The organism is Scandinavium sp. (assembly GCF_032012665.1).
Classification (GTDB): domain Bacteria; phylum Pseudomonadota; class Gammaproteobacteria; order Enterobacterales; family Enterobacteriaceae; genus Scandinavium.
Window position 1 is genome coordinate 1 of sequence record NZ_DALZVG010000024.1, and the last position, 18,616, is coordinate 18,616.

An 18,616-nucleotide genomic window follows, 5' to 3' on the forward strand; every position below is an offset into this window, starting at 1 on the left:
ACTCGCGACCCCGACCTTGGCAAGGTCGTGCTCTACCAACTGAGCTATTCCCGCAAATTTGTTGCTGACGTAACGCGTAATTCTCTGTCGTTACGGGAGGCGCATTATACGAGAAATCCTTGTTGCTGCAACCCCCCTTCACGCGATTTTTTTTGATTTTTGCTCAAGTGCTGCATTAATCGCCAGATAGATTGTTTTTACGGCGAATGCCCGGCGGCTCTGCGTTTGCCGGGCCTGTGCAAGCCATCCTTCACCGTTACAGCTTAATAAAGTTCTCGCGATAGTACGCCAGCTCCGCCACGGACTCACGAATGTCGTCCATCGCCTGATGCGTGCCCTGCTTCTTAAAACCGTCGAGAATTTCTGGCTTCCAACGACGCGCCAGCTCCTTCAGCGTGCTGACGTCGAGATAGCGGTAGTGGAAGTACGCCTCCAGCTCCGGCATGTATTTAAACAGGAAGCGACGGTCCTGGCCGATGCTGTTACCGCAGATGGGCGATTTGCCCGCTGGAACCCACTCTTTAAGAAACTCAATAGTTGCCAGTTCTGCTGCGCGATCGTCCTGGGTGCTCGCCTTCACGCGATCCACCAGACCGCTGCCGGTGTGCGTACGCACGTTCCAGTCATCCATCAGCGCCAGCTGAGCATCGGACTGATGTACCGCAATGGTCGGCCCTTCCGCCAGAATGTTGAGGTTTGCATCGGTCACGAGCGTGGCGATTTCGATAATGCGATCGCGCTCAGGATCGAGCCCTGTCATTTCCAGATCGATCCAAATGAGGTTGTTTTCATTTGCACTCATGCTATTTTCCACCCTTCTCGCGTCACAACGACAGTGACTATATTCATCTAAAATAGCGTGTATCATAGAGGTTTTGCCCCCCTGGGGCGACCAGGAGTCAGCACGATTGAGTAAAAATAAACTCTCCAAAGGGCAGCAGCGCCGGGTAAAAGCCAACCATCAGCGCCGTCTCAAAACCACTGCGGAGAAGCCCGATTTCGATGACAACCTGTTTGGCGAAACGGCTGAAGGCATTGTTATCAGCCGCTTTGGCATGCATGCCGATGTGGAATCCGCCGAAGGCAGCATCCACCGCTGCAATATTCGTCGCACCATTCGTTCTCTGGTAACGGGCGACCGCGTGGTCTGGCGTCCGGGTAAAACCGCGGCGGAAGGCGTCAACGTTAAAGGCATCGTTGAGGCAGTTCATGAACGCACCTCCGTGCTGACGCGCCCGGACTTCTACGACGGCGTCAAACCAATCGCCGCAAATATCGATCAGATAGTGATCGTCTCCGCCATTCTGCCCGAGCTGTCGCTGAATATTATCGACAGATATCTGGTCGCCTGCGAAACGCTGAGCGTTGAACCCATCATCGTGCTGAACAAAATCGATCTGCTGGACGACGACGGACTGGCTTTCGTCAACGAGCAGATGGATATCTACCGCAAGATTGGCTATCGCGTACTGATGGTCTCCAGCCGCACTCAGGACGGGCTCAAGCCGCTGGAAGAAGCGCTCACCGGGCGCATCAGCATCTTTGCGGGCCAGTCCGGCGTGGGCAAATCCAGCCTGCTGAACGCCCTGCTCGGCCTGCAGGAAGAAATTCTCACTAATGACGTGTCCGATAACTCGGGCCTCGGCCAGCACACGACGACCGCTGCGCGTCTGTATCACTTCCCGCACGGCGGCGATGTGATTGACTCTCCTGGCGTGCGTGAATTCGGCCTTTGGCACCTTGAACCGGAACAAATCTTCAACGGCTTTGTCGAATTCCACGACTATCTGGGCGCCTGCAAATACCGCGACTGCAAGCACGATAACGATCCGGGATGCGCCATCCGTGAGGCGGTGGAAAAAGGTGAGATTGCCGAAACGCGCTTTGAAAACTATCACCATATTCTCGAAAGCATGAAACAGGTACAGGTAAAAACGCGTAAAAGCTTTTCTGAAACCGACGACTGACATTTAAGCTGAACGTCGCTAGAATCAGCCCCTTTTTTGAAAAGGCTCCGCCGAGAGCCTGAAACAATGAATATGGCCTGGAGGCTATCTTGTTAAATTCATTCAAACTTTCGCTTCAATACATTCTGCCGAAACTGTGGCTTACGCGCCTCGCAGGCTGGGGCGCAAGCAAACGAGCGGGCTGGCTGACGAAGCTGGTGATCGACCTGTTCGTGAAGTACTACAAGGTTGATATGAAAGAGGCGCAGAAGCCGGACACCGCCAGCTACCGCACCTTCAACGAATTCTTTGTACGTCCGCTGCGCGATGACGTGCGCCCGCTGGACACCGATCCGAACGTGCTGGTAATGCCAGCCGACGGTGTGATCAGCCAGCTGGGCAAAATTGAAGACGACAAAATTTTGCAGGCCAAAGGCCATAACTACAGTCTGGAAGCACTGCTGGCGGGCAACTATCTGATGGCGGATCTGTTCCGCAACGGTTCTTTTGCTACCACTTACCTTTCGCCGCGCGACTACCATCGCGTACACATGCCGTGTAACGGCGTTCTGCGTGAAATGATTTACGTGCCGGGCGATCTGTTCTCCGTCAACCATCTGACCGCGCAGAACGTACCGAACCTGTTTGCCCGCAACGAACGCGTCATCAGCCTGTTTGATACCGAATTTGGCCCAATGGCGCAAATTCTGGTCGGTGCGACCATAGTTGGCAGCATTGAAACCGTCTGGGCTGGTCCCCTCACGCCACTTCGTGAAGGCATCGTTGGCAACATTGAAACCGTCTGGTCTGGCACCATCACGCCACCTCGTGAAGGCGTTATTAAGCGCTGGACGTGGCCAGCAGGCGAAAGCGAAGGCTCCGTTGCGCTGCTGAAAGGTCAGGAGATGGGCCGCTTCAAGCTGGGCTCCACCGTGATCAATTTGTTTGCGCCGGGCAAAGTTCAGTTGGTCGAAAAACTGGCCAGCCTGTCAGTCGCCAAACTGGGCCAGCCGCTGGCCGTTTCAACTGAGACCTCCGCCACTCCGGCAACGCCGCTGGCAGAAGAAGAGATCAACGCTGAGCACGACGCCAGCCCGCGGGTTGACGATAAATAAGACGAAGGCTAATTGCAGAAGGATCGCTGACGTGCACCTGATTATCACTTTTCTGATGGCCTGGTGCCTCAGCATGGGGGCATACGCAGCAAGCGCCCCCGACGCCAAACAGATCGCCCAGGAGCTGGAACAGGCAAAAGCGGCGAAGCCCGCCCAGCCGGAAGCCGTTGAGGCGCTTCAGTCTGCGCTGAACGCGCTTGAGGAACGAAAAGGTTCTCTTGAGCGCGCCGCACAATATCAACAATCCATTGATAACTTCTCTAAGCTCTCGCAAACCCTGCGCGCGCAGCTTTCCCGCCTGAGCGATGAACCACGCCAGGTGCCGACGGCACTGACCACGGATGCCCTGAATCAGGAGATCCTTCAGGTCAGCAGCCAGCTGCTGGAAAAAAGCCGTCAGGCGCAGCAGGAACAGGAGCGCGCACGCGAGATCGCCGACTCCCTCAATCAGCTGCCGCAACAGCAAACCGATGCTCGCCGTCAGCTCAATGAGGTCGAACGCCGCGTCGGCACGGCGACGGGCAATACGGCCCAGGCGCAAAATCTGAGTTTGCAGGCAGAATCGGCCAAATTAAAGGCGCTGGTGAACGAACTTGAGCTGGCCCAGCTTTCGGCAAACAATCGCCAGGAGCTGGCGCGTATACGCTCTGAGCTTGCGCAAAAGCAGAGCGAGCAGTTGGATACTTATCTGCAAGGCCTGCGCAATCAGCTTAACAGCCAGCGCCAGCGCGAAGCTGAAAAAGCGCTGGAAAGCACCGAATTATTAGCCGAAAACAGCGCAAACCTGCCGCCGCACATCGTAAAGCAGTTCGCCGTCAACCGTGAGCTCTCCCAGGCGTTAAACCAGCAGGCTCAGCGGATGGATTTGGTGGCCTCCCAGCAGCGTCAGGCTACCAATCAGACGTTGCAGGTGCGTCAGGCGCTCAATACTTTGCGTGAACAGTCGCAGTGGCTCGGCTCCTCCAATCTGTTAGGCGAAGCCCTGCGCGCGCAGGTGGCCCGACTGCCGGAAATGCCCAAGCCGCAGCAGCTTGATACCGAAATGGCGCAGCTGCGCGTACATCGCCTGCGCTATGAAGATTTACTCAGCAAACAGCCGCAGCTGCGACAGGCCAACGGGCAGCCGCTTTCGGCAGAAGAAACCCGTATTCTGGATGCCCAGCTTCGCACCCAGCGAGAATTACTCAATTCCCTGCTGCAGGGCGGCGATACGCTGATCCTCGAACTGACCAAGCTGAAAGTCGCCAACGGGCAGCTGGAAGATGCGCTGAAAGAAATTAACGAAGCAACCCACCGCTATCTGTTCTGGACCTCAGACGTCAGCCCCATCACCTTCGCCTGGCCGCTGGAAATTGTGCAGGATCTGCGCCGCCTGATTTCGCTGGATACCTTCAGCCAACTCGGCAAAGCCTCAGTGATGATGCTGACCAGCAAAGAGACGCTGGTCCCGCTGTTTGCGGCGCTGATCCTGGTCGGTTTCAGCATCAGCTCCCGCAAGCACTTTACCCGCTTCCTGGAACGTTCCAGCAACCGGGTGGGCAAAGTCACCCAGGATCACTTCTGGCTGACGCTGCGCACGCTCTTCTGGTCGATTCTGGTGGCCTCACCGCTGCCGGTGCTCTGGATGACACTGGGCTATGGGTTGCAGGAGGCCTGGCCCTGGCCGCTGGCGGTGGCCATCGGGGACGGCGTCACCGCCACGGTGCCGCTGCTGTGGGTGGTCATGATCTGCGCCGCCTTTGCTCGCCCTAACGGTCTGTTCGTGGCGCACTTCGGCTGGCCACGGAACCGCGTTGCCCGCGCGATGCGCTACTACCTGATGAGCGTTGGCCTCATCGTGCCGCTGATTATGGCGCTGATCATGTTCGATAATCTCAGCGATCGCGAATTCTCAGCATCGCTTGGCAGGCTCTGCTTTATGCTGATCTGCGGCGCGCTGGGCGTGGTCACGCTCAGCCTCAAACGCGCAGGGATCCCGCTGTATCTCGATAAAGAAGGCTCCGGCGATAACGCAATCAACCGCATGTTGTGGAATTTGCTGATGGGCGCGCCCCTGGCGGCAATCCTTGCGGCCGCCGTCGGTTATCTGGCTACGGCCCAGGCGCTGCTTGCCCGTCTTGAGACCTCCGTCGCCATCTGGTTCCTGCTGCTGGTGGTCTATCACGTCATCCGCCGCTGGATGCTGATTCAGCGCCGCCGTATCGCTTTCGATCGCGCTAAGCACCGTCGTGCCGAGATGCTCGCTCAGCGTGCGCGCGGTGAGGACGATCCCTACCACACCACCAGCCTGGAAGGAGCGACGGAAGTGGACATCGCCGAAGTGGATCTCGACACGTTAAGCGCCCAGTCGCTACGGCTGGTACGATCGATTCTGATGCTGATCGCGCTGGTGTCGGTGATCGTGCTGTGGTCGGAAATCCACTCGGCGTTTGGCTTCCTTGAAAACATCTCGCTGTGGGATGTGACTTCAACGGTGCAGGGCGTCGAGAGTCTCGAGCCAATCACCCTCGGCGCCGTGCTGATTGCGATTCTGGTATTTATCATTACGACGCAGCTGGTACGCAACCTCCCGGCGCTGCTGGAGCTGGCGGTGTTGCAACACCTGAGCCTGACGCCCGGCACCGGCTACGCCATCACCACCATCACCAAATACCTGCTGATGCTGATCGGCGGCCTGGTCGGCTTCTCGATGATTGGTATCGAATGGGCAAAACTGCAGTGGCTGGTGGCGGCACTCGGCGTCGGGCTCGGCTTTGGCCTGCAGGAGATCTTCGCTAACTTTATCTCCGGCCTGATCATCCTGTTTGAAAAACCGATCCGCATCGGCGACACAGTGACGATCCGCGATTTGACCGGCAGCGTCACGAAGATCAACACCCGAGCGACGACGATCAGCGACTGGGATCGCAAAGAGATCATCGTGCCGAACAAGGCGTTTATCACGGAACAGTTTATCAACTGGTCGCTGTCGGATTCCGTCACGCGCGTGGTGCTGACCGTTCCGGCCCCGTCCGACGCCAACAGCGAAGAGGTGACGCAGCTCCTGATGACCGCCGCCGAACGCTGCTCGCTGGTCATCGATAACCCGGCGCCGGAAGTGTTCCTCGTCGATTTGCAGCAGGGTATTCAGATTTTTGAACTGCGTATCTATGCCGCCGAGATGGGCCATCGTATGCCGCTTCGCCATGAGATCCACCAGCTGATCCTCGCCGGTTTCCGCGAGCACGGAATCGACATGCCGTTCCCGCCTTTCCAGATGCGACTGGAAACGCTGGACGGGCGTAAGACGGGCAGAATGATGACGTCGGCAGGGCGCAGACGTACGGCGGGAAGTTTGTAATTTTCAGGGGAGTGCGGCCTGATGCCCTCTCCCCCGGCCCCTCTCCCACAGGGCGAGGGGTGCAAACACTAAAAAACCCTCTTGATGAGGGTTTTTGCTTTTTACCTTGCTGCCGGGCAATGCCTGAAATCAGGCACGATCTACCGTAAAAGCGATAACATCACTGATTTGTTCTGCGCCAAGCGCCAGCATCACCAGACGATCCACGCCCAGCGCCACGCCGGAGCAATCCGGCAGGCCTGCCTTCAATGCTTCCAGAAGGTTCACATCTATCGGCTGCTGCGGTAAATCACGCGCAGCACGCTTTCGGTTATCCTGCTCAAAGCGCTGCTGCTGCTCACGGGCATCGGTCAGCTCATGGAAACCATTCGCCAGCTCCATGCCTTTGTAATAGACCTCAAAGCGCTCCGCCACGCGGTGATCTTCGGTGCTGATTTGCGCCAGAGAAGCCTGACTGGCCGGGAAGTGGTAGATAAAGGTCGGGCGATCTTTGCCAATATGCGGCTCAACGCCGAAGGTAAAGAGCATCTGCAACAGCGTGTCGCGGTCTTCTTCCGTATCGGCAATATTGCTGAGATCGAGCTTCGCCGCTGCTTCGCGCAGCAGCGCTTTATCCGCCGACAGCGGATCGATTTCCAGATGACGCTGGAACGCCTGCTGATAGGAGAGGCTTTCCGCCGGCTGGCACTCCAGCACCTGCTGCATTAGATCGTCCACTTCGTTAATCAGACGATACATGTCGTAATGCGGACGATACCACTCCAGCATGGTGAATTCCGGGTTGTGGTGGCGCCCCATCTCTTCATTGCGGAAGCTTCTGCACAGCTGGAATACCGGGCCACAGCCCGCAGCGAGCAGCCGCTTCATGTGGTATTCGGGGCTGGTCATCATGTAGAGATTGATACCCTGAGAGTGGCCCGGGCCGACAAAACGCGTCTCAAACGGCACCAGATGAATATCGGTCACCGTCGCCTGACTCATGCACGGCGTTTCCACCTCCAGCACGCCGCGGTCGGTAAAGAAGCGGCGGATCTCCGCCATAATAGCCGCGCGTTTTAACAGATTGGGGATGGAGGCGCTCGGCTGCCAGGTGGCCGTTTCGCTCATGGTAACTCTCTCCGAATGCAAACAAAGGCCCGAAGTCTACCCGCAAGCGGGACACGAGACAAATTTTGCCCGGTGAAATTCGGGGTTTCCGCCGCAAAGCGCATTTCGTGATGCAGTCCATCAATTTCGATGATAAATGCGCAGGCGGATCAGCAAAAAAATCGAACGCGTCAAATTTCCCTCCAGATCATAAGGCTATACTACGATACCCATAAAGGAGCAGTGGAAACGCTTTCGTCATCTCCCGGGTTCGACCCGGTGAACTACCTTTAGTCAGGCGGGTGACGAAATAACAACAATTCTGGAGGAATGTCGTGCAAACCTTTCATGCCGATCTGGCCGTTATAGGCGCTGGCGGGGCGGGATTACGCGCTGCAATTGCCGCAGCGCAGGCCAATCCCAACGCTAAAATCGCACTGATTTCAAAAGTCTATCCAATGCGTAGCCATACCGTTGCCGCAGAAGGCGGTTCGGCAGCTGTCGCACAGGATCATGACAGCTTCGAATACCATTTTCACGATACCGTCGCCGGTGGCGACTGGCTTTGCGAGCAGGACGTGGTGGATTACTTCGTCCACCACTGCCCGACCGAGATGACCCAGCTTGAGCAGTGGGGTTGTCCGTGGAGCCGCCGCGAAGATGGATCCGTTAACGTGCGCCGCTTCGGCGGGATGAAAATCGAGCGTACCTGGTTTGCCGCGGATAAAACCGGCTTCCATATGCTCCACACCCTCTTCCAGACTTCCCTGCAGTTCCCGCAAATCCAGCGCTTTGACGAGCATTTCGTCCTCGATATTCTGGTCGACGACGGCCAGGCTCGCGGCCTGGTAGCGATGAACATGATGGAGGGCGAACTAATCCAGATCCGCGCCAACGCGGTGGTGATGGCGACCGGCGGCGCGGGCCGCGTGTATCGCTACAACACCAACGGCGGTATCGTCACCGGCGACGGCATGGGTATGGCGCTGAGTCACGGCGTACCGCTGCGCGATATGGAATTCGTCCAGTATCACCCGACTGGCCTGCCGGGCTCCGGCATTCTGATGACCGAAGGCTGCCGCGGTGAAGGCGGTATTCTGGTCAACAAAGACGGCTACCGCTATTTGCAGGACTACGGCATGGGCCCGGAAACGCCGCTTGGCGAGCCGAAAAACAAATATATGGAGCTTGGCCCGCGCGACAAAGTTTCGCAGGCGTTCTGGCACGAATGGCGCAAAGGCAACACCATCTCCACCCCGCGCGGTGACGTGGTGTACCTCGACCTGCGTCATCTGGGCGAGAAAAAACTGCTCGAACGTTTGCCGTTCATCTGCGAACTGGCGAAGGCCTACGTCGGCGTGGACCCGGTTAAAGAACCGATTCCGGTTCGTCCGACCGCGCACTACACCATGGGCGGGATTGAAACCGATCAGCAGTGTGAGAGCCGCATTAAAGGCCTGTTCGCCGTCGGCGAATGTTCTTCTGTCGGCCTGCACGGCGCTAACCGTCTGGGCTCCAACTCGCTGGCTGAGCTGGTGGTCTTCGGCCGAATGGCGGGTGAACGCGCCATGGAACGCGCCTCAACGGCGGGTGAAGCCAACGGCGCGGCGCTGGATGCACAGGTCGCCGATGTCGAAAAACGCCTGAAAGCGCTGGTCAATCAGGAAGGCAACGAGAGCTGGGCGAAAATCCGCGACGAAATGGGTCTGTCGATGGAAGAAGGCTGCGGCATTTACCGTACGCCGGAGCTGATGCAAAAAACCATTGATAAGCTTGCAGAGCTGCAGGAACGCTTCAAACGCGTGCGCATTACCGATACCTCCAGCGTCTTCAACACCGACTTGCTGTACACCATCGAACTGGGCCATGGACTGAACGTTGCCGAATGTATGGCGCACTCTGCCCTGGCGCGTAAAGAGTCTCGCGGCGCCCACCAGCGCCTTGACGAAGGTTGCACCGAACGCGACGACGTTAACTTCCTCAAACACACGCTGGCGTTCCGCGATGCAGACGGCACCACGCGTCTGGACTACAGCGACGTGAAAATCACTACGCTGCCGCCGGCAAAACGCGTGTACGGTGCGGAAGCGGAAGCCGCTGAGAAGAAGGAGACGACCAATGGCTGAGATGAAAAACCTGAAAGTCGAGATCGTGCGCTACAACCCGGAAGTGGACACGGCCCCGCACAGCGCGTTTTACGAAGTGCCTTACGATGAACAAACGTCGCTGCTGGACGCGCTCGGCTACATCAAAGATAACCTGGCGCCCGACCTGAGCTACCGCTGGTCATGCCGAATGGCGATTTGTGGCTCCTGCGGCATGATGGTCAACAAAGTGCCGAAGCTCGCCTGTAAAACCTTCCTGCGTGATTACGAGAAAGGCCTGAAGGTCGAGGCGCTGGCTAACTTCCCGATTGAGCGCGATCTGGTGGTCGACATGACTCACTTTATCGAAAGTCTGGAAGCCATTAAGCCGTACATCATCGGCAATCCGCGCACGCCGGAACAGGGACCGAACAAGCAAACCCCTGCGCAGATGGCGAAATACCATCAGTTCTCCGGCTGCATCAACTGCGGCCTGTGCTATGCCGCCTGTCCGCAGTTCGGGCTCAATAAAGAATTTATTGGCCCTGCGGCCATTACGCTTGCACATCGTTATAACGAAGACAGCCGCGACCACGGCAAAAAGGAGCGCATGGCGCAACTGAACGGCAAAAATGGCGTCTGGAGCTGTACATTTGTCGGCTACTGCTCGGAAGTGTGTCCGAAGCACGTCGACCCGGCCGCCGCCATTCAGCAGGGTAAAGTGGAAAGCTCGAAAGACTTTCTTATTGCGACCCTGAAACCACGCTAAGGAGTGCATCATGACGACAAAACGCAAACCCTACGTGCAGCCAATGACCTCCACGTGGTGGAAAAAACTGCCCTTCTACCGGTTCTATATGATTCGTGAAGGCACCGCAGTGCCGACGGTCTGGTTCAGTATCGTATTAATTTACGGCCTGTTCGCGCTGAAGCACGGTGCGGAATCCTGGGCAGGGTACGTGGGCTTTCTGCAAAATCCAATTGTGGTGATCCTTAACCTGATTACCCTCGCCGCCGCCCTTTTGCATACCAAAACCTGGTTCGAATTGGCGCCAAAAGCTGCAAACGTGATTGTAAAAGGCGAAAAAATGGGGCCAGAGCCGGTGATTAAGGCGCTGTGGGGGGTGACGATCGTGGTCACCGTGGTTGTCCTGTTTGTCGCACTGTTCTGGTAAGGAGACCAAGATGATCAATCCAAACCCAAAACGTTCTGACGAGCCCGTGTTCTGGGGCCTGTTTGGTGCGGGTGGCATGTGGGGCGCGATAGTCGCGCCGGTGATGGTGCTGCTGGTCGGTATACTGCTGCCGCTCGGCCTGGCACCGCATGACGCCTTCAGCTACGAGCGCGTGCTGGCCTTCGCTCAGAGCTTCATCGGCCGCGTGTTCCTGTTCCTGATGATCGTTCTGCCGCTGTGGTGTGGTCTGCACCGCATTCATCACGCCATGCATGACCTGAAGATTCATGTGCCTAACGGCAAATGGGTATTCTACGGTCTGGCGGCGATCCTGACGGTGATCACGCTTGTTGGTGTTATTTTCATCTAAAGCTGAGATGCCCGGCACGCGCCGGGCATATTTCTGTTCGCCTGCCGCACGTTTTCCCCGCACGGTTCTACACTTACAAAAAAGCCTGTAAGGACATTGCCATGCGTCTGCTGCCCATCATTGCGACTGTTGCTGCTGCGTTTTTGGTTGTTGCCTGTAGTAACCCTGTGCCACCGCCCGGCGTCACCGTTGTTTCCCCTTTCGATACTAACCGCTACCTCGGTACCTGGTACGAAATCGCCCGTCTGGACCACAATTTTGAAAGCGGTCTGGAGAAAGTCACCGTCACCTACACTTTGCGCAGCGATAGCAGCATTAACGTGGTGAACAAAGGCTGGAACCCGGATCGCGGCATGTGGCAATCCACTGACGGTGTAGCCTATTTCACCGGGTCACCAGACAGGGCCGCGCTGAAAGTCTCCTTCTTTGGCCCGTTCTACGGCGGATACAACGTGATCGCGCTGGATAAAGAGTACCGGCACGCGCTGGTCTGCGGACCGGATCGCGATTATCTGTGGATCCTCGCCCGCACGCCGACCATCACTCCCGAAATGAAGCAGCAGATGCTGGACATTGCGACCCGGCAGGGCTTCCCCGTGCAGAAGCTGATTTGGGTAAAACAGACCTATTAGTGCGTGCTGAGCTTCAGGCCGATAATGCCGCAGACGATCAGCACGAGGCTGAAAATACGCGCCAGGCTTGCCGATTCACCGAGCAACAGAATACCGGTAATGGCGGCACCGACCGCGCCGATACCAGTCCAGATGGCATAAGCCGTACCGACCGGCAGGGTTTTCATCGCCCATGAAAGCAGCGCGATGCTGGCAATCATTGCCGTGGCTGTGATCACGCTAGGCACCAGACGGGTAAAACCGTGGGTATATTTCAGGCCAACGGCCCAGACAACTTCGAGTAAACCGGCAACAACCAGAATTAACCAGGACATATTTGACTCCATGATGGGGTCGTCCCCGGCTTTTGAGATACGCTTACGGGTCGTCCCGCAAGGTCGTGAAGAGTCTTTATTCTAGCCGCACTTTTTGGGGATGCAAGGGATTTAGGTTAAGTCGCCTTTCCACGATGATGAGGTGAATTGGGCGCATTTCAATGCGGAAATCGCCTTTTTATCTGCACGTAACCTTCTTTATGATGGCTTCATGGTGTATTGCCCCACAACTATGAAGTGCTCATCAACCCAGCATGTATAAAATCCTGATTATTGATCGCTGCAGTTTCACCCGCCTCGGACTTGAGGCATGGTTACAGCAGATCAATGGCGGTTCCACGTCATTTTTAGTCACTCCACTAAATAGCCTGCTTCTGGCGAAAGCGCATATTGAAAGCTGGCAGCCGCATCTGGTGATAGCCGATTTCGCCGCCTTCCAGCACGATCTTAAGCAATCACATTTTCTTCCCGCGCTCCTCGCCGTCTGCGAACAGCGCTCGCGCTTGATACGCCTCCAGAGCGAGCCGCTGACTTTTAAAAACGTCGGTGAAGAAGTCGCCAAAAACGCGCCAATCGAAAAATTGAGGCATCAAGTCCTGACCGCTTTGTACAGTTGGCCTAAAACTCACCCAGCACCTATCGCCACACCGCTGTTAACACGTCAGGAAGAAAAAGTATTGTCGCTGTGGATGGAAGGCGTCAGCAATCAGGCGATTGCCAGCGAAATGCAGATTACCGGAAAAACTGTCTATACCTATAAATGTAATATTCGCATGAAGCTGAAAGTCGAAAATCGCTTTTCGCCATTTATCCCGTCAGCCAAGAGTGTTGAATAGCGGTACGGCCGCAAAGCCGTACCGAACAGCTTAGTTCTGAGCTTTAGTCGCAGCACCTGAAATAGCCTGGCCGCCACTGGAAATGTCTTCTCCAACGCCCTTCGTCGTATTACAACCGGAAAGCACGGACGAAAGTACCAGGAGAGTAAAAAACGCAGCAATTGTCTTCTTAATCATGATCTCATCCTTTTATTGCCAGTGAGTATTTGTGCTGTAGCAACATAAGCATAGACAAGATCCCCACAGATGGACGGAAAAGGCACATTTTTTAAGACGATGGGAGATTATTTACTGGCCGCGTGGGAAATAGAGTTCCCCAGATGTTCGACATCCTGACCAAAACCACGAAAGGTGTTGCAGCCGGAAAGCAGCGTTCCGCCTAACAGCAGTACAAAGAAAAGTTTGACTAAACGGTTCATCATCCCTGCCCCTGAAAAAAAATCGACACAGCGAACGCCGTGCCGATTTTTTATAGCATGAATTACTTCACGCGAGAAACGTATTCACCAGAGCGGGTGTCAACTTTGATCACTTCGCCAATCTGAACGAACAGAGGAACTTTAACCACGGCGCCGGTGCTCAGGGTCGCTGGCTTGCCGCCGGTACCTGCGGTATCACCTTTCAGGCCTGGATCGGTTTCAACGATTTCCAGCTCAACGAAGTTTGGCGGCGTCACGGCGATTGGGCGACCGTCCCACAGGGTCACGATGCACTCAGCCTGGTCCAGCAGCCATTTAGCGTTATCGCCAACCGCTTTCTCATCGGCAGCCAGCTGCTCGAAGGTTTCGTTGTTCATGAAGTGCCAGAACTCACCGTCGTTGTAGAGGTAAGTCAGGTTCATGTCCACAACGTCTGCGCCTTCGGCGGAGTCGGTGGATTTGAAGGTTTTCTCAACGCGGGTGCCGGTCAGCAGACGGCGCAGCTTAACGCGTGCGAACGCCTGGCCTTTGCCCGGTTTTACGAATTCGCTGGATTCGACCGCGTACGGTTCGCCATCCATCATGATTTTAAGACCGGCACGGAAATCGTTGCTAGAATAAGTCGCCATAAGGCCCTCTAAATTTGTTAACTGGTAGCTAAGCCACAAAATGGCGCATATTGTAACCCTAAACACCCCATCCAGAGAAGATTGGTTATCGCAACTTGCCGATGTAATCACCGATCCCGATGAGCTGTTACGTCTCTTAAATGTAGACGCTGATGAAAATTTGTTCGCCGGACGCGACGCTAAGCGTTTATTCCCGCTGCGTGTCCCGCGGGCGTTTGCCGCGCGTATGCAAAAAGGCAATCCGAATGACCCGCTGCTATTGCAGGTGGTGACCGCTCAGCAGGAGTTTGTTGCAGCCCCTGGATTCAGCACCGACCCGCTGGAAGAGCAGAACAGCGTGGTGCCAGGCCTGCTGCATAAATACCGTAACCGGGCGCTGCTGCTGGTGAAGGGCGGCTGTGCGGTCAACTGCCGCTACTGCTTCCGCCGCCATTTCCCGTATGCTGAGAATCAGGGCAACAAACGCAACTGGCAGGCGGCGCTGGACTATATCAGCGCTCACCCGGAACTGGATGAGATTATCTTCTCCGGCGGCGATCCGTTGATGGCCAAAGACCATGAGCTGGACTGGCTGCTCAACGCGCTTGAGGCCATCCCGCACATCAAACGCCTGCGTATTCACAGCCGTTTGCCGATCGTTATCCCGGCGCGCATTACGGATACGCTGGCGGAACGCTTTTCGCGCTCCTCTCTGCAAATCCTGCTGGTAAACCACATCAACCACGCCCAGGAAATTGACGATAACTTCCGCCAGGCAATGCACAAACTGAAAATAGCGGGCGTAACGCTGCTGAATCAGAGCGTGCTGCTGCGCGGCGTGAACGACAATGCGCTAACGCTGGCTAACCTTAGCAATGCTTTATTTGATGCCGGCGTTATGCCCTACTACCTGCACGTGCTGGATAAGGTGCAGGGTGCGGCGCATTTCATGGTGAGCGATGACGAAGCGCGAACGATTATGCGCGAACTGCTGACGCTGGTTTCGGGCTACATGGTGCCAAAACTGGCCCGTGAAATTGGCGGTGAACCAAGCAAAACGCCGCTGGATTTGCAGCTGCGACAGAGCTGAACCCAATAGATCGCAGATAATAAAACGCCCTCACGATGGAGGGCGCATTCATCACATAAAGTGACTCAGTTCGGGCACTTATAGACCTGGCCGATCATTTCGCTGTCGGTCGGGACGAAGCTGGAAAGCATTCCCTGAGTCGGGCTGCTGACGCCGTAAATCACGTTGCCGCCCATTTCCGCCGCCTGGTTGCGCAGCGCATTCGCCGCACCACGCATTGAACCGCCCTCTTCACCGCGCTGGCCAGAAAGCCAGTTGCTCTGCTTGCCCGTTGCGGAGCCAATCAGATGGCATTCGGTGCCCGGCTTATCTTCAACAAAGCGAACGTTTTGCCCGCCTGCGGTCAGTTCATTGCTGGAACTGCAGCCTGCCAGCATTAAAGCGGCACCGACGATCCCTGCACAGACTTTTACGCGCATGTTATTCCTCGTTATTAGTGGGCTGGACACAACTTGTCCGAGTGAACGTTATACTAAAAAGATGACCAAAAGAAAAACCCCCGGGGCATGTTCTGCCACAGGGGTTTTCTATTTTTTGCGAAATGTTTATTTAATCGAATAATTCAAGTTGCAGAAAGGCGACAAGTGGGTGAATCCCCGAAAGCTTACTTAAGTAAGTGACCGGGGTGAACTCACGCAGTCAACGCATCTGCGGCTTGAAGAATGAAGATTAAATTACATCATGCCGCCCATACCGCCCATGCCACCCATGCCGGCTGCGCCTAAGTCAGGTGCGTCGCCTTTTGGCAGGTCGGTAACCATGCACTCGGTGGTGATCATCAGACCCGCCACGGATGCCGCGTACTGCAGAGCAGAACGAGTCACTTTGGTTGGATCCAGAATACCCATGTCGATCATGTTGCCGTACTCTTCGGTCGCTGCGTTGTAACCGTAGTTACCGTCGCCGCCTTTAACGGTGTTCGCCACAACGGATGGCTCTTCACCGCAGTTCAGCACGATCTGACGCAGCGGAGCTTCCATCGCGCGCAGCGCAACTTTGATACCCACGTTCTGATCTTCGTTGATACCACGCAGTTCGCCGAGCTTAGAAGCCACGCGAATCAGCGCTACGCCACCACCGGCAACCACGCCTTCTTCTACCGCAGCACGGGTTGCGTGCAGGGCATCTTCAACGCGCGCTTTCTTCTCTTTCATTTCAACTTCAGTTGCCGCGCCCACTTTGATAACGGCTACGCCGCCAGCCAGTTTCGCTACGCGTTCCTGCAGTTTTTCACGATCGTAGTCAGAAGTCGCTTCTTCGATCTGCTGGCGAATCTGAGTCACACGACCCTGAATGGAAGCTTCTTCACCCACGCCATCGATGATGGTGGTGGTGTCTTTGTTGATCACAACGCGCTTAGCCTGACCCAGATCTTCCAGGGTCGCTTTTTCCAGCTCCATACCGATCTCTTCAGAGATAACGGTACCACCAGTCAGGGTTGCGATGTCCTGCAGCATAGCTTTACGACGGTCGCCAAAGCCTGGTGCTTTAACCGCAGCGACTTTCACGATGCCACGCATGGTGTTAACCACCAGGGTCGCCAGCGCTTCGCCTTCAACGTCTTCAGCGATGATAACCAGCGGCTTGCCTGCTTTCGCAACGGCTTCCAGCACGGGCAGCATTTCGCGGATGTTGGAGACTTTTTTGTCTGCCAGCAGGATGAACGGGCTTTCCAGCTCAACTGCGCCAGTTTCAGGCTTGTTGATGAAGTACGGAGAGAGATAACCGCGGTCGAACTGCATACCTTCAACCACGTCCAGCTCGTCCTGCAGGCCGGTGCCGTCTTCAACGGTGATCACGCCTTCTTTACCGACTTTGTCCATTGCTTCAGCAATGAGTTTACCTACGGTTTCGTCGGAGTTAGCGGAGATGGTACCTACCTGAGCGATAGCTTTGGAGTCAGAGCAAGGTACGGACAGGGTTTTCAGTTCTTCAACCGCAGCAGCGACAGCTTTGTCGATACCACGTTTCAGGTCCATTGGGTTCATGCCCGCAGCAACGGCTTTCAGGCCTTCAGTGATGATGGCCTGCGCCAGTACGGTTGCGGTGGTGGTGCCGTCGCCCGCAGCGTCGTTCGCTTTAGAGGCCACTTCTTTCACCATCTGTGCGCCCATGTTTTCGAACTTGTCTTCCAGCTCGATTTCACGCGCTACGGATACGCCATCTTTGGTGATGGTCGGTGCACCGAAAGATTTATCCAGAACCACGTTACGGCCTTTCGGGCCCAGGGTCACTTTCACTGCATCTGCCAGTACGTTTACGCCGCGCAGCATTTTCACACGAGCGTCGTTACCGAATTTTACGTCTTTAGCTGCCATTGTTCTTTCCCTTAAATTCGTTTGTCAGTGTGCGAATGAATTACGCTTCAACAATTGCCAGGATGTCGCTTTCGGACATGATCAGCACTTCTTCGTTGTCGATTTTCTCGGACTTCACGCCGTAGCCGTCGTTGAAAATCACGATGTCGCCCACTTTTACGTCCAGCGGCTGCACAGAGCCGTTATCCAGAATGCGACCTTTACCGACAGCGATGATTTCGCCACGAGTTGATTTACCCGCAGCGGAACCGGTCAGAACGATGCCGCCTGCAGATTTGGATTCAACTTCTTTACGTTTGACGATCACACGATCATGTAACGGACGAATACTCATTGATAGCTCTCCTTTGAGAAAGTCATTATCAGTTATGGATGACGCCGGGCCGCTGTGGTTTACCGGCTAGTGACGAGAGAGATGGGGATGGGAATTTTTCCTTCAAGGGGGGCACATCAAAAAAATCTTCAGAATTGGCCTTAATTCACGAAACGAAGCTTTCAGAAGCAAAAGGCCCGGAAGTTCCGGGCCTTTCATCTGCTTAGCGATCGTCTTTATGATCGAGGCGCTCGTGCTGCTCATCCTTGCGCTGATACTCCCCTTCAAACGTGTCGCCTCCTTTCTCAGGCGAGGTGAAACCCCCACCCGGCGTGCGCGCAAAGCGCAGGTGCGGCATCAGCTTCAGCGTCAGGTGTTTTTGCACCGGCGGTAAAAGCAGAAGCAGGCCAAGGAAGTCGGTAAAGAAGCCCGGGATCACCAGCAACAGGCCAGAGATAATCAGCGATACGCTTTTAATCATCTCCGCCGCCGGGCTTTCACCCGCCTGCATTTTCTGCTGCATCAGCAGGAAGTTTTTGAAGCCCTGATGACGAATCAAAGACATCCCGATGACCGAGGTGAAAATCACCAGAATCAGCGTCAGGAAAACGCCCAGCACATGCGCGACCTGGATAAAAATCGAGATCTCGATGTAGACGTATAAAAAGATGGCAAGCAGCGGTATCCAGCGCACTGGTTTCTCCTGTGAAAACCGCCGCTCGTAGCGACGGTTTGAATGGGTTTGCGATTCGCGTATTCAGGAGATGGAGGCAAAAAAACCTTTTTCAATCCGCTGCATCACGCTTTTTTCCCGTACGGTTTTTGCGGTGATTCATTTCACAGATTAATAAATCGGATGCGGGTCGGCGCAGTTTAAGTGATCCAGGTTACGGCAATTCGCTATTATCAGCATATGATCGTGGGCATCGGGCCGATTAAGGAAATAATCGTCGGCCAAAAAACAGACAAG

Annotated in this window: 20 protein-coding genes; 10 read left to right on the forward strand and 10 right to left on the reverse strand. The window is 55.6% G+C overall.

From position 1 onward, the window contains the following. Positions 1-256: 256 nt before the first annotated feature. Positions 257-802: an oligoribonuclease gene (gene orn / locus RTU33_RS17085; protein WP_312628963.1), complete on the reverse strand. Its 546-nt coding sequence runs from the start codon at positions 800-802 to the stop codon at positions 257-259. A gap of 106 nt (positions 803-908) precedes the next feature. Here orn and rsgA point away from each other — a divergent pair, with 106 nt between their 5' ends. The 3 genes from rsgA to mscM all read left to right on the forward strand — a co-directional run bounded on the left by rsgA (position 909) and on the right by mscM (position 6,401). Further along, positions 909-1,967, forward strand: a complete 1,059-nt coding sequence (gene rsgA / locus RTU33_RS17090; protein ID WP_312628964.1) for a small ribosomal subunit biogenesis GTPase RsgA — start codon at positions 909-911, stop codon at positions 1,965-1,967. Positions 1,968-2,056: 89 nt separating this feature from the next. Further along, positions 2,057-3,061 carry an archaetidylserine decarboxylase gene (asd, locus tag RTU33_RS17095; protein ID WP_312628965.1) on the forward strand — a complete coding sequence of 335 codons (1,005 nt, stop codon included), beginning with the start codon at positions 2,057-2,059 and terminating at the stop codon, positions 3,059-3,061. A gap of 31 nt (positions 3,062-3,092) precedes the next feature. Then, the gene (mscM, locus tag RTU33_RS17100; RefSeq protein ID WP_312628966.1) at positions 3,093-6,401 is read left to right on the forward strand and encodes a miniconductance mechanosensitive channel MscM; all 3,309 of its coding nucleotides are present in this window, start codon (positions 3,093-3,095) and stop codon (positions 6,399-6,401) included. Between the two features lie 129 nt (positions 6,402-6,530). Here the strand turns inward: mscM and epmA are convergent, their stop codons facing one another. Beyond that, positions 6,531-7,508 carry an elongation factor P--(R)-beta-lysine ligase gene (gene epmA / locus RTU33_RS17105; protein WP_312628967.1) on the reverse strand — a complete coding sequence of 326 codons (978 nt, stop codon included), beginning with the start codon at positions 7,506-7,508 and terminating at the stop codon, positions 6,531-6,533. A gap of 314 nt (positions 7,509-7,822) precedes the next feature. Between epmA and frdA the strand changes: the two genes are divergently transcribed. From frdA to blc, 5 genes are all read left to right on the forward strand, one after another. After that, entirely contained in the window at positions 7,823-9,613 is a 1,791-nt protein-coding gene (gene frdA / locus RTU33_RS17110; protein WP_312628968.1) for a fumarate reductase (quinol) flavoprotein subunit, read from the forward strand. After that, positions 9,606-10,340: a succinate dehydrogenase/fumarate reductase iron-sulfur subunit gene (locus tag RTU33_RS17115; RefSeq protein WP_312628969.1), complete on the forward strand. Its 735-nt coding sequence runs from the start codon at positions 9,606-9,608 to the stop codon at positions 10,338-10,340. The genes frdA and RTU33_RS17115 overlap by 8 nt, the downstream gene beginning before the upstream one ends. A gap of 10 nt (positions 10,341-10,350) precedes the next feature. Further along, positions 10,351-10,746, forward strand: a complete 396-nt coding sequence (gene frdC, locus RTU33_RS17120) for a fumarate reductase subunit FrdC (protein ID WP_312628970.1) — start codon at positions 10,351-10,353, stop codon at positions 10,744-10,746. Between the two features lie 10 nt (positions 10,747-10,756). Continuing rightward, entirely contained in the window at positions 10,757-11,116 is a 360-nt protein-coding gene (gene frdD / locus RTU33_RS17125; protein WP_312628971.1) for a fumarate reductase subunit FrdD, read from the forward strand. Positions 11,117-11,217: 101 nt separating this feature from the next. Continuing rightward, positions 11,218-11,748, forward strand: a complete 531-nt coding sequence (gene blc, locus RTU33_RS17130) for an outer membrane lipoprotein Blc (protein ID WP_312628972.1) — start codon at positions 11,218-11,220, stop codon at positions 11,746-11,748. Here blc and sugE read toward each other — a convergent pair. Beyond that, the gene (sugE, locus tag RTU33_RS17135; protein ID WP_312628973.1) at positions 11,745-12,062 is read right to left on the reverse strand and encodes a quaternary ammonium compound efflux SMR transporter SugE; all 318 of its coding nucleotides are present in this window, start codon (positions 12,060-12,062) and stop codon (positions 11,745-11,747) included. The genes blc and sugE overlap by 4 nt on opposite strands. A 254-nt stretch (positions 12,063-12,316) precedes the next feature. Here sugE and RTU33_RS17140 point away from each other — a divergent pair, with 254 nt between their 5' ends. Beyond that, on the forward strand, positions 12,317-12,898 hold the full coding sequence (locus RTU33_RS17140) for a LuxR C-terminal-related transcriptional regulator (protein WP_312628974.1): 582 nt from the start codon (positions 12,317-12,319) through the stop codon (positions 12,896-12,898). 30 nt (positions 12,899-12,928) lie between these two features. Here the strand turns inward: RTU33_RS17140 and ecnB are convergent, their stop codons facing one another. The 3 genes from ecnB to efp form a co-directional block, all read right to left on the reverse strand. Then, entirely contained in the window at positions 12,929-13,075 is a 147-nt protein-coding gene (ecnB, locus tag RTU33_RS17145; RefSeq protein ID WP_312628976.1) for a lipoprotein toxin entericidin B, read from the reverse strand. A gap of 107 nt (positions 13,076-13,182) precedes the next feature. Then, complete coding sequence (locus tag RTU33_RS17150; RefSeq protein ID WP_312628977.1) at positions 13,183-13,320, reverse strand: entericidin A/B family lipoprotein; 138 nt, start codon at positions 13,318-13,320, stop codon at positions 13,183-13,185. 59 nt (positions 13,321-13,379) lie between these two features. After that, on the reverse strand, positions 13,380-13,946 hold the full coding sequence (gene efp / locus RTU33_RS17155) for an elongation factor P (protein WP_312628978.1): 567 nt from the start codon (positions 13,944-13,946) through the stop codon (positions 13,380-13,382). A gap of 40 nt (positions 13,947-13,986) precedes the next feature. On the opposite strand from efp, the gene epmB reads away from it, so the two are divergent. Next, positions 13,987-15,015 carry an EF-P beta-lysylation protein EpmB gene (gene epmB, locus RTU33_RS17160; RefSeq protein WP_312628980.1) on the forward strand — a complete coding sequence of 343 codons (1,029 nt, stop codon included), beginning with the start codon at positions 13,987-13,989 and terminating at the stop codon, positions 15,013-15,015. A gap of 65 nt (positions 15,016-15,080) precedes the next feature. On the opposite strand, the gene RTU33_RS17165 is transcribed toward epmB, so the two are convergent. The 4 genes from RTU33_RS17165 to RTU33_RS17180 all read right to left on the reverse strand — a co-directional run bounded on the left by RTU33_RS17165 (position 15,081) and on the right by RTU33_RS17180 (position 18,340). Next, complete coding sequence (locus tag RTU33_RS17165; RefSeq protein WP_312628981.1) at positions 15,081-15,434, reverse strand: DUF4156 domain-containing protein; 354 nt, start codon at positions 15,432-15,434, stop codon at positions 15,081-15,083. Positions 15,435-15,689: 255 nt separating this feature from the next. After that, a complete protein-coding gene (gene groL, locus RTU33_RS17170; RefSeq protein ID WP_312628982.1) occupies positions 15,690-17,333 on the reverse strand; it encodes a chaperonin GroEL in 1,644 nt (547 codons plus the stop codon). Positions 17,334-17,373: 40 nt separating this feature from the next. After that, on the reverse strand, positions 17,374-17,667 hold the full coding sequence (locus RTU33_RS17175) for a co-chaperone GroES (protein WP_005120976.1): 294 nt from the start codon (positions 17,665-17,667) through the stop codon (positions 17,374-17,376). 202 nt (positions 17,668-17,869) lie between these two features. After that, on the reverse strand, positions 17,870-18,340 hold the full coding sequence (locus RTU33_RS17180) for an FxsA family protein (RefSeq protein WP_312628984.1): 471 nt from the start codon (positions 18,338-18,340) through the stop codon (positions 17,870-17,872). Positions 18,341-18,616: the final 276 nt, after the last annotated feature.

Bases quoted from the DNA above. Each gene is read 5' to 3' on its own strand.
- orn (WP_312628963.1), bottom strand. From the start codon at position 802: ATGAGTGCAAATGAAAACAACCTCATTTGGATCGATCTGGAAATGACA.
- epmA (WP_312628967.1), bottom strand. From the start codon at position 7,508: ATGAGCGAAACGGCCACCTGGCAGCCGAGCGCCTCCATCCCCAATCTG.
- RTU33_RS17115 (WP_312628969.1), top strand. From the start codon at position 9,606: ATGGCTGAGATGAAAAACCTGAAAGTCGAGATCGTGCGCTACAACCCG.
- frdC (WP_312628970.1), top strand. From the start codon at position 10,351: ATGACGACAAAACGCAAACCCTACGTGCAGCCAATGACCTCCACGTGG.
- frdD (WP_312628971.1), top strand. From the start codon at position 10,757: ATGATCAATCCAAACCCAAAACGTTCTGACGAGCCCGTGTTCTGGGGC.
- blc (WP_312628972.1), top strand. From the start codon at position 11,218: ATGCGTCTGCTGCCCATCATTGCGACTGTTGCTGCTGCGTTTTTGGTT.
- sugE (WP_312628973.1), bottom strand. From the start codon at position 12,062: ATGTCCTGGTTAATTCTGGTTGTTGCCGGTTTACTCGAAGTTGTCTGG.
- RTU33_RS17140 (WP_312628974.1), top strand. From the start codon at position 12,317: ATGTATAAAATCCTGATTATTGATCGCTGCAGTTTCACCCGCCTCGGA.
- ecnB (WP_312628976.1), bottom strand. From the start codon at position 13,075: ATGATTAAGAAGACAATTGCTGCGTTTTTTACTCTCCTGGTACTTTCG.
- RTU33_RS17150 (WP_312628977.1), bottom strand. From the start codon at position 13,320: ATGATGAACCGTTTAGTCAAACTTTTCTTTGTACTGCTGTTAGGCGGA.
- efp (WP_312628978.1), bottom strand. From the start codon at position 13,946: ATGGCGACTTATTCTAGCAACGATTTCCGTGCCGGTCTTAAAATCATG.
- epmB (WP_312628980.1), top strand. From the start codon at position 13,987: ATGGCGCATATTGTAACCCTAAACACCCCATCCAGAGAAGATTGGTTA.
- RTU33_RS17165 (WP_312628981.1), bottom strand. From the start codon at position 15,434: ATGCGCGTAAAAGTCTGTGCAGGGATCGTCGGTGCCGCTTTAATGCTG.
- groL (WP_312628982.1), bottom strand. From the start codon at position 17,333: ATGGCAGCTAAAGACGTAAAATTCGGTAACGACGCTCGTGTGAAAATG.
- RTU33_RS17175 (WP_005120976.1), bottom strand. From the start codon at position 17,667: ATGAGTATTCGTCCGTTACATGATCGTGTGATCGTCAAACGTAAAGAA.